The 8,606-nt window shown below is 71.2% G+C and carries 11 protein-coding genes; 7 read left to right on the plus strand and 4 right to left on the minus strand.

Features of this window, described 5'->3' with window-relative positions; translation table 11 throughout:
• Both H5J30_RS10120 and H5J30_RS10125 read left to right on the plus strand, forming a co-directional pair.
• Positions 1 to 1,760: molybdopterin cofactor-binding domain-containing protein (locus H5J30_RS10120; protein WP_181787089.1), on the plus strand; the 1,760-nt coding region annotated here is incomplete at its 5' end.
• Between the two features lie 15 nt (positions 1,761 to 1,775).
• Positions 1,776 to 2,252 (plus strand): (2Fe-2S)-binding protein, encoded by a 477-nt coding sequence (locus H5J30_RS10125; RefSeq protein WP_181787090.1) that lies wholly within the window; start codon positions 1,776 to 1,778, stop codon positions 2,250 to 2,252.
• 10 nt (positions 2,253 to 2,262) lie between these two features.
• Here the strand turns inward: H5J30_RS10125 and H5J30_RS10130 are convergent, their stop codons facing one another.
• A complete protein-coding gene (locus H5J30_RS10130) occupies positions 2,263 to 2,664 on the minus strand; it encodes a Rid family hydrolase (protein WP_181787091.1) in 402 nt (133 codons plus the stop codon).
• Between the two features lie 100 nt (positions 2,665 to 2,764).
• Here H5J30_RS10130 and H5J30_RS10135 point away from each other — a divergent pair, with 100 nt between their 5' ends.
• Complete coding sequence (locus tag H5J30_RS10135) at positions 2,765 to 3,148, plus strand: winged helix-turn-helix transcriptional regulator (RefSeq protein ID WP_181787092.1); 384 nt, start codon at positions 2,765 to 2,767, stop codon at positions 3,146 to 3,148.
• A 49-nt stretch (positions 3,149 to 3,197) separates the two neighbouring features.
• Here the strand turns inward: H5J30_RS10135 and H5J30_RS10140 are convergent, their stop codons facing one another.
• Complete coding sequence (locus H5J30_RS10140) at positions 3,198 to 3,584, minus strand: VOC family protein (RefSeq protein WP_181787093.1); 387 nt, start codon at positions 3,582 to 3,584, stop codon at positions 3,198 to 3,200.
• 102 nt (positions 3,585 to 3,686) lie between these two features.
• Here H5J30_RS10140 and H5J30_RS10145 point away from each other — a divergent pair, with 102 nt between their 5' ends.
• Complete coding sequence (locus tag H5J30_RS10145) at positions 3,687 to 3,962, plus strand: hypothetical protein (protein ID WP_181787094.1); 276 nt, start codon at positions 3,687 to 3,689, stop codon at positions 3,960 to 3,962.
• A gap of 77 nt (positions 3,963 to 4,039) precedes the next feature.
• A complete protein-coding gene (locus tag H5J30_RS10150; RefSeq protein WP_181787095.1) occupies positions 4,040 to 4,351 on the plus strand; it encodes a hypothetical protein in 312 nt (103 codons plus the stop codon).
• A 19-nt stretch (positions 4,352 to 4,370) separates the two neighbouring features.
• Here H5J30_RS10150 and H5J30_RS10155 read toward each other — a convergent pair whose 3' ends face one another.
• Positions 4,371 to 6,188 carry an alkyl/aryl-sulfatase gene (locus H5J30_RS10155; RefSeq protein ID WP_181787096.1) on the minus strand — a complete coding sequence of 606 codons (1,818 nt, stop codon included), beginning with the start codon at positions 6,186 to 6,188 and terminating at the stop codon, positions 4,371 to 4,373.
• A gap of 239 nt (positions 6,189 to 6,427) precedes the next feature.
• Here H5J30_RS10155 and H5J30_RS10160 point away from each other — a divergent pair, with 239 nt between their 5' ends.
• Positions 6,428 to 6,706 carry a hypothetical protein gene (locus tag H5J30_RS10160; RefSeq protein ID WP_181787097.1) on the plus strand — a complete coding sequence of 93 codons (279 nt, stop codon included), beginning with the start codon at positions 6,428 to 6,430 and terminating at the stop codon, positions 6,704 to 6,706.
• Between the two features lie 151 nt (positions 6,707 to 6,857).
• Positions 6,858 to 7,394 carry a phospholipase A2 gene (locus tag H5J30_RS10165; protein WP_181787098.1) on the plus strand — a complete coding sequence of 179 codons (537 nt, stop codon included), beginning with the start codon at positions 6,858 to 6,860 and terminating at the stop codon, positions 7,392 to 7,394.
• Between the two features lie 189 nt (positions 7,395 to 7,583).
• Here H5J30_RS10165 and H5J30_RS10170 read toward each other — a convergent pair whose 3' ends face one another.
• On the minus strand, positions 7,584 to 8,006 hold the full coding sequence (locus H5J30_RS10170; protein ID WP_258563232.1) for a flavin reductase family protein: 423 nt from the start codon (positions 8,004 to 8,006) through the stop codon (positions 7,584 to 7,586).
• Positions 8,007 to 8,606 lie beyond the last annotated feature (600 nt).

Here is an 8,606-nt window from a genome sequence, read left to right on the forward strand (position 1 = left end):
CCGGGGCCGCCGTCGACATCGGCACCCTCGCCCCCAAGGCCGCCGCCACCCGCTCCGAGCCCGTGGAGGTCCGCCTCACCGCCCGCGAGGACTTCACCGTCATCGGCCGGCCCCACAACCGCATCGACGCCCGCGACGCGGTCACCGGCCGCAAGAAGTTCGCCATGGACCTCGACGTCCCCGGTGCCAAACCCACGATGGTCTGCCGCCCGCCGACCATCAACGGCAGGCCCGGCGCCGTCGCCAACCTCGCCGACGTCACCGCCATGCCCGGCGTCACCGACGTCGTGCCGATCGACACCGGCGTGGCCGTACGGGCCGAGACCTTCGGCCAGTGCATCGACGCCGTACGCGCGCTGCGCGTCGACTGGCTGCCCGGCACCGCCGAGGGCAAGTCCGACCAGAGCGTGCTGCGCGAACTCGCCGCCGCCGAGCCGCCGATGGGACTGCCGCCGCTGACCCCCCACGTGGAGGCCAGGTTCACCTTCCACTTCCGCAGCAACAGCGCGCTGGAGCCCAACTGCGCCATCGCCGACGTACGCCCCGACCGGGCCGAGGTCTGGTCGGCGCTCAAGTCCCCGATCGTCGCCAAGGAGGCCATCGCCGCCAAGCTCGGCCTGCCCCTGGGCCGCGTCACCGTCCACGTCACCCAGGGCGGCGGCTCCTTCGGCCGCAAGCTGTTCTTCGACGCCGCGCTGGAAGCCGTCGAGGTCTCCCGCCGGATCGGCAAGCCCGTCAAGCTCATGTGGCACCGCGCCGACGACGCCCGCCAGGGCCGTACGCACCCCATGGCCACCTCCCGGGTCCGCGCCGACTACGCCGGCGGCGCCGTCCTCGGCTTCAAGCAGCGGCACACCAGCGTCGCCACCGACCTCGGCCACGGCCTCGGCGAGGTGTTCACCGCGCTGGCCGCGCGGCTGCCGGTCGGCGACATCGGCTTCTCCCAGACGTTCTTCCACCTCAGCCAGTCGATGCCGTACGAGTTCGGCCTCGCCACCCGGCTCCTCAACGAGACCGACAAGGGCTTCAACACCGGCAGCATGCGCAACGTCTACTCACCGGACGTCACCTGCGCACGCGAGCTGATCGTCGACCGGCTCGCCGAGAGGACGGGCAAGGATCCGTACGGCTTCCGCCGCGACTTCCTGCGCGACGCACGCTCCCGCGCGGTCCTGGAGAAGGCCGCGGAAGCCGGCGACTGGGGCCGCAAGATGCCCGAGGGCACCGCGCAGGGCATCGCGTTCCACTCCGAGTACAAGTCGGTCAGCGCGGCCCTGGTGGAGATCGACTGCCGCCCCGGGACCGTCGGCCGGCCCATCCGCGACGGCGTCGGCGGACCCCGCGTCACCAAGGCCGTCTTCGCCGTGGACGTCGGGCTCACCGTCAACCCGCGCGGGCTCGAAGCCCAGATGATGGGCTGCCTCATGGACGGCATCGCGCTGGCCCTGACGTCCAGCCTCCACCTGCGCGACGGCCACTTCCTCGAAGCCAGCTGGGACAACTACTTCTACACCCGGCAGTGGAACACCCCGCCCGAGCTGAAGGTCATCGTCATGCCCGACACCGCCGACGAACCCGGCGGTGCGGGGGAGCTGGGGGTCGCCGCGTCGATGGCCGCGGTCGCCTGCGCGTACGGCCGCGCGACCGGGACGATGCCCACCGTCTTCCCGATCAACCACGACACGCTGTCCTTCACCCCCAAACCGACGATCCCGCCCGTCCCCGCGTCCCCGACCGACGGCCTGGACCAGGCTCGCTGAGGCAAGGAGACCCCCGTGCCCGAGCACACCTTCCGCGTCAACGGCGAGCAGGTCACCGTCGACGTGGCCGACGACGTGCGCCTGCTGTGGGTGCTGCGCGACATCCTCGGCGTCACCGGACCGAAGTACGGCTGCGGGATCAACGTCTGCAAGGCGTGCACCAGCCACCTCAACGGCAAGGCCGTCAACCCCTGCGCGATCCCCGTCGGCGACCTGGAGCCGGCCGACGAGGTCACCACCATCGAGGGCCTCGCGGACACCGCCGACGGGGACCTGCACCCCATGCAGCAGGCGTGGCTCGACCACGACGTCGTCCAGTGCGGCTACTGCCAGCCCGGCCAGATCATGGCCGCCGTCGCCCTGGTACGCCGCGTGGCCGCCGAGGGGCGCGAGATCACCGACGACGACCTCGACGGCATCCGCAACATCTGCCGCTGCGGCACCTACGTCCGCATCCGCGAGGCCATCAGGGCGGGCGCCGAGCGGATGTGACCGGGTGCGCTCAGGCGGGCAGCCGGGTGTCCACGACGACGGCGATCTCGACGAGCTGCCCGGGGAAGGCCAGCTCGGCGACCCCGACGACGGTACTGGCGGGGCGGTGGGCGCCGTAGTACGCCCGGTTGCCCGCGGTGATCGCCGCGGCGTTCCGCTGCAGGTGCACGCCGTACACGGTCTGCGAGACGATCTGGCTGCGGGCGGCGCCGTAGTGCGCCAGGACCTTGTCGAGATTGGCGTACGTCAGCTGGAGCTGCGCGGCGCAGTCGTCCGCGTGCGCGAACGCGCCCGCCTCGTCGAACGCGACCTGCCCGGAGACGTGGATCAGCTCGCCCGACCTGATGGCCTGCGCGTAGCCGAACTCGCTCTCGGGTGCCACGCCGTGGTGGAAGGCGTCGATGGCGGCCATGGTGAGGGTCCTTCCCTTTGCTCTCTTGCGGTTACTCAAAAACTGTAAGAGAGTGAAGGCTGACCTGGAAGGACGCACTTTTTCGTTACTGAGGAACCAGATGGTGACCAAGCGGGAACTCAAGGCCCTCCCCGAGGGCGCGGACCTCAGGCGCGCGGACTCGCTGGCGCGGGAGGTCTTCTCCGACGTCGCCAACAAGTGGGCGCTGCTGATCATCGAAGCGCTCGGCGAGCGCACCCTGCGCTTCAGCGAGCTGCGCAAGGAGGTCGAGGGCGTCAGCCACAAGATGCTCACGCAGAACCTGCGCACCCTGGAGCGCGACGGCCTGGTCGACCGGAAGGTCTACCCCACGGTCCCGCCGCGGGTCGAGTACACCCTCACCGAGCCGGGCCGCGCCCTGCGCGCGACGGTCGACGCGATGTGCGGCTGGACGCAGCAGTACCTGCACCACATCGAGGCCGCCCGCAACCGCTTCGACGCGTGACGCCGGGGCCGCGCGTCAGGGCTGGGGCCGCCGCGCGCGGGCGGCGCCCTCAGACCGCGGGCTGCACCCGGGAGCGCAGCAGGCAGAACTCGTTGCCCTCGGGGTCCGCCAGCGGGTACCAGCTCTCCGTGCCGGACTGGCCGATGTCGGCGTGCCTGGCGCCGAGCGCGAGCAGCCGCTCCAGCTCCGCCTCCTGGTCGCGGTCGGTGGCGTTGACGTCGATGTGCAGGGGGAGCTTCCCCCTGCGCGGGTCGCTGCTCGCGCTCAGCACGAGCGTGGGCTGGAGCCCGCCGAAGCCGGCGTCCGCCGGCCCGATCTCGATGGTGCCGTCGTCGTCCCGGTCGAGCTCGACGTAGCCGAGGACCTCGCTCCAGAACGCGGCGAGCCGCTCGGGGTCGGCGGCGTCGATGACCAGTTCGGTGATTCGGCATGCCATGGCCGCAGCATACGGGCACCGCGCGGCCCCCGCGCGACCGGCCCGGACCGGGGGCGGACGCGACCCGGCCGGAGTGTCAGTGCCGGCTGAGAAGCTGGGGCCATGGACAGGGACGAGGAGTTGCTGCGGGGCCGGGTCTACGGCACGGAACACGACGACCCGCACCCCGGGCCGCGCCCGGGGCGGGACTACGCCGAGCTGGTCGGCGGCCCCCTGGACGGGCTGCTGCTCGACATCACCGGCTGGAGCGCGCGGGAGACCGCCGCGGGCGCGGCCCTGCCCACCGAGCTGGGCCGCTTCGGCGCGGGCGGCCGCGCCACCTACGCGCCCGCGCCCGGCGCTCCGCGGCGTTGGGAGTGGGCGGGCGACATAGCCTGAACACCGGTGCCGCGGGCCGGACTTCGGGAAGCGGAATCCGGCCTGGTAACGCGCGTGCCCGACGTAGGGTGCCGCGTATGAAAATCTTCGGATGGGTGCTTTTCGTCTGCGGCCTGTACTTCCTGGTCCAGGGATTCGTGATGCCGATGATGGCCGAGCGGTCGGACGTGGAGAGCATCGAGTTCCAGCAGATCCGCGAGTCCAGCTCGTACCTGGGCATCGGCCTCATGATCGGCGCGGTGGCGTGCGGCGTGCTGGACCGCGGCTCCGGCGGCTCGGGGCAGCGGGCCGCGCAGCAGCCCCCGTCGTACCCGGCCCAGCAGCCCTACGGCGCCCCGCCGCCCCCGCAGCAGCAGCACGGCGGCTGGGGCCCGCCGCCCGTGGGCTGACTCCGCCCGCGCGGATTCCTCAGGGGGTGACGACGGCGAAGTCCGGATCGGGCTTGTCGAGCACGGACAGCAGCGCGCGGAGCGCGCCCAGGTCGCCGGCGTGCTCGATGCCGCCCGGATCCCCACCCGCCAGCAGAGCAAGCAGCTGTGCCTTGGTGAGCGTCAGCGACACGTCGGCCGCCTCGGCGGGCCGGTCGTCGAGGCGGTGGTGGGTGAGCGCGCCGTGCGCGAGCGTGGCGCGGTGGCGCTCGCCCAGGTCGGTGACGTGCCAGTCCAGGGTGAGGCCGAGGTCCCAGGCCCGGGGGCCGTCGACGAGGATGGCGACGGAGTCGAGCAGCTGCTCGACGCTGAGGGCGGCCATCAGGTTGCTCGCGGCGATGTCGGTGTGCCGGACGCCCTCGCGCAGCTCACGGGCGCCGACGAGATAGCAGTTGCGCCAGGTGGCGCACTCCGCGCCGTGGCCGAGCCGTTCGAAGACGTCGGCGAGCGCGTTCTTGGCGCCGGTGTGGCCGGGATCCGCGAACACGGCGTGCTTGAGGAGCTGCGCGGCGAAGCGCAGATCGCCGTCGTCGGCGTACGAGCCGGCCTTGGCCACCATCGCGTCGACGCCGCCCATGCAGTCCGCGTAGCGCTTGGCGGTCTCGGCCGGCGGGTGCTCCCACAGCGAGGCGGGGTGGCCGTCGTACCAGCCCAGATAGCGCTGGTAGATCGCCTTCACGTTGTGGCTGACGGTGCCGTAGTAGCCGTGCGTGTGCCAGGCCGCGGCGAGCGACGGCGGCATCTCGATGATCTCGGCGATCTCGGTGCCGGTGTATCCCTGGTTGGCCAGCCGCAGCGTCTGGTCGTGCAGGTACGCGTACAGGTCGCGCTGCTCGGCCAGGAAGTCGCGCATCGCCTCCTGCCCCCAGGTCGGCCAGTGGTGGGAGGCGAAGAGCACGTCGGCGTCGGCGGCGTAGAGCCGTAGCGCCTCGTCGAGGTAGCGGGCCCAGGTGCGGGCGTCGCGCACGAGGGCGCCGCGCAGGGTCAGGATGTTGTGCAGGTTGTGGGTGGCGTTCTCCGCCATGCACAGCGCGCGGTGGTCGGGCAGCAGGAAGTTCATCTCCGACGGAGCCTCGGTACCGGGCGTCATCTGGAAGACGAACCGCACGCCGTCGACGGTCTCGGTCTGCCCGGTGCGGGTGACGTCCTTCGTGGCGGGCAGCAGGGCGGGCGTACCGGTGGAAGCGGTGAACCCCAGCCCCATGCCGACCAGCCCGGCGGGGCCGCGCTCCAGGTTCATCCCGCCGTAGTAGAAGCCGCGGCGCAGCATGGCGGTGCCGGCGTAGACGTTCTCCGCCACGGAGTGCTCCAGATAGCCGGCGGGGGCGAGGATCGGTACGTCCGCGTCCGGGTCGAGGACGCCGAGGATGCCGCCGAAGTGGTCGAGGTGCGAGTGCGTGATGACCACACCGGTGACGGGCCGGTCGCCGCGGTGCGCGCGGTACAGGGCCAGCGCCGCGGCGGCGGTCTCCCGCGAGATCAGCGGATCCACGACGACGACCCCGCGGTCGCCCTCGACGAGGGTCATGTTCGAGAGGTCGTACCCGCGGACCTGGAGGACGCCCGCGGCCACCTCGTACAAGCCGGCACGCGCACACAGCTTCGCCTGCCGCCACAGGCTCGGATCGACGGTGTCGGGATGGCCGTCGTCGGGAAAGGCACCGAGGAAGCCGGTGTCGTCGAAGTCCCACACCACCCGCCCGTCCGCGGCTGTGACCTGCCGCTCGGCAGGTCCGGCGAGGAACCCGCGGTCGGCGGCCTCGAAGTCGGCGCGGTCGCTGGGATCGGGCGTGGCCATACGGGTCCTCCCCGCGGGTGGGTGCAGTGCACTCCAGCCTCGGTCCGCCGGGCTCGGCCGACCCCCGGAGCGGGGCTGTTCGAGTGACACGCGTAGAAGCGCACACGCGCTCCGAAACTGACGCTCCGAATCCTTGTGATCGTGTCCCGGTCAGGTCACCAAACAGTCACACCGCAAGACACGGGTCGCCGGAGTCGGACAGGATGCACCGGTCCGAACACGTATTTGCTAGGGGAATCATGCACAAGCGCACTGCCCGTATTTCCGCTCTTGCTGCGGCTGCGGCGGCTCTGACCTTCGCCGTGGCCGGCTGCGGTAGTGACAGCGAGCCGGATGAGGCAGCCTGCAAGGAGGCCATCACCAAGCAGTTGAAGGACTACCAGGCGGGCGACGAGAACGCCGCCGACGACCGTCCCGGCGACTGCGAGGGCATCGATGACAAGACCGCTGAGCGGCTGGCTCAGGAGGTCGCCAAAGAGGAGATGAAGGGTATCGAGGACTCCCTCGACGCCCCCTGATCGTGACTGGAGCCCGCCCGGCGCGGACGGCGCATGACGCGCTCCGCGCCGGACGGGCGCCGCTCGGTCAACCGGGCGGTCCACCGGACCCGTAAGGGCGGATCCGCACCTCCGGCCGCATGATCGCAGTGCCGGCGCGCAGTTTCACCGTATGAACAAGATCACCCGCAGCCCGGCGCCCGTCGCCGCCCTGCGAAGGAAACTCTCGACCACCATCGCCGCCCTGGCCCTGCTCACAGCAGCCACCCTCGCCGGCGCCGACAGCGCCACGGCCACCGACGCGAACCCGGTGGCCACCGCTCCCGCAGCAGCGCCGACGCTGCGCGAGCAGGCCGACGCGATCATGAACCTCACCTACGGGGAGTTCGCCGAGACCCCCCACGTACCGCCGTTCAACTGGATGAACGACGGCTGCTCCGTCCCCACCGGCTACGCGCCGTACAGCGAGGTCTTCCGCCCCGCGTGCGTCCAGCACGACTTCGGCTACCGGAACTACGGCGCCGACCACGAACTGAAGCTCAGCCCGACGCGCGAAACGAAGAACTGGATCGACGGCCGCTTCCGCACCGAAATGCGCCGCATCTGCGACGACCGCGACAGCTCCCGTCTCTCCCACCTCGCGTGCGTCAACGCCGCCGAGGCGTACTACGGGGCGGTCCAACTGGGCGGCGACAGCTCGTTCTTCTGACCCCAGAAGCAGTGCGGAGATCGGCGGCAACACCACCCGCCGATCTCCGCCCCGGGGCAGAACGCACGCATGGGCCACGCCTTCGACTCCCCGGAGCGCCCGCGCGTGGCCCGGCGCTACGTCAGGCGGGGCCGGCGCTGCACGAACTCTGCGGCGGACACTTCCTGGCCATGAAGGGCTGCCGTGAAATCACCGGCCTGCTGTGCGCCTGCGCTGCCGAGAGCGCCATGTGCACATACGGCGGTCGGCTACATGACATTCGGAAAGCCAGGCGGTGGCTTCGGCGATGTGGGGGAGCCCGTCCTGCTCGTGCCAGGAGACACCGGCGAACTTCGCGTCCCCTTTGCCGGCGAAGGTTCTCGCGAGCGTCGATTGCGCACCGGAGAGGACGTTCACGCCGAATCGCCCCCGGGCGCGTATCAGTTGCAGCAGGGCCGAGTTCTGGTCGAGCGAGACGAGAACCATGGGCGGGTTCAGAGACAGCGAGGCGAAGGCACTCACGGTCGTGCCGTGCGGGCGGTCCCCGTCCATTGCGGTCACTACCGACACCGGCGTGGGCACCGCGGCCATGACCTCGGTGAAAGCCGTGCGCAGGTCGGGAGTCGTGGTCATCGGTGTCTCCTTGTCGCACTGCGCGGGAGGACGGGTGTCGACTGCTCGCCAGGGGAGCGCGCGTTCATCGCCGCGGGGCGGAAGGCGCGGCCGCAGGAGGAACGGACCGGCATGGGTGCATGTGACGCGGCGAACTGGGCGGCCGGACGGGGACAGTTCGCGACAGGGACCGCACTCGGCGTGCGCGCGTAGGCGGCAGAACACACGGCCCGTACGACAGCGCCTCAACCCTCGCCGCCACCGTGTCGATCTCCTCGGAGCCCGGTAGGCGGGCAGTTGGGCGGACTCGGTGGCCAGTGCGGGGCCACCCCCAATGGGATCTGGAATGCGGGAGACTCGGCCCTTGTGCGGCGATTGCCTTCTGTGTCTGCCTCGGATTCGCGACAGCTTCCGAAGTTTAGCGCGCGACCAGACCCGGTGAGCTGGGGTCGAAGGAGGGCGGGTGGGCATTACCTCGGCGGATGTCCAGGTCGGTCACCAGTTCGGCCTTTCCCTGGATGATGTGCACCTCAGGACCGTCGTGGCTTTTGGTGGTGGGTCGCCAAGTGGACGCCAAGTCGATGGGGTGGTGGTGGCCAAGTGGGAGGTTGGATGCTGGGT

The organism is Streptomyces phytophilus, assembly GCF_013870535.1.
Classification (GTDB): Bacteria; Actinomycetota; Actinomycetes; order Streptomycetales; family Streptomycetaceae; genus Streptomyces; species Streptomyces phytophilus.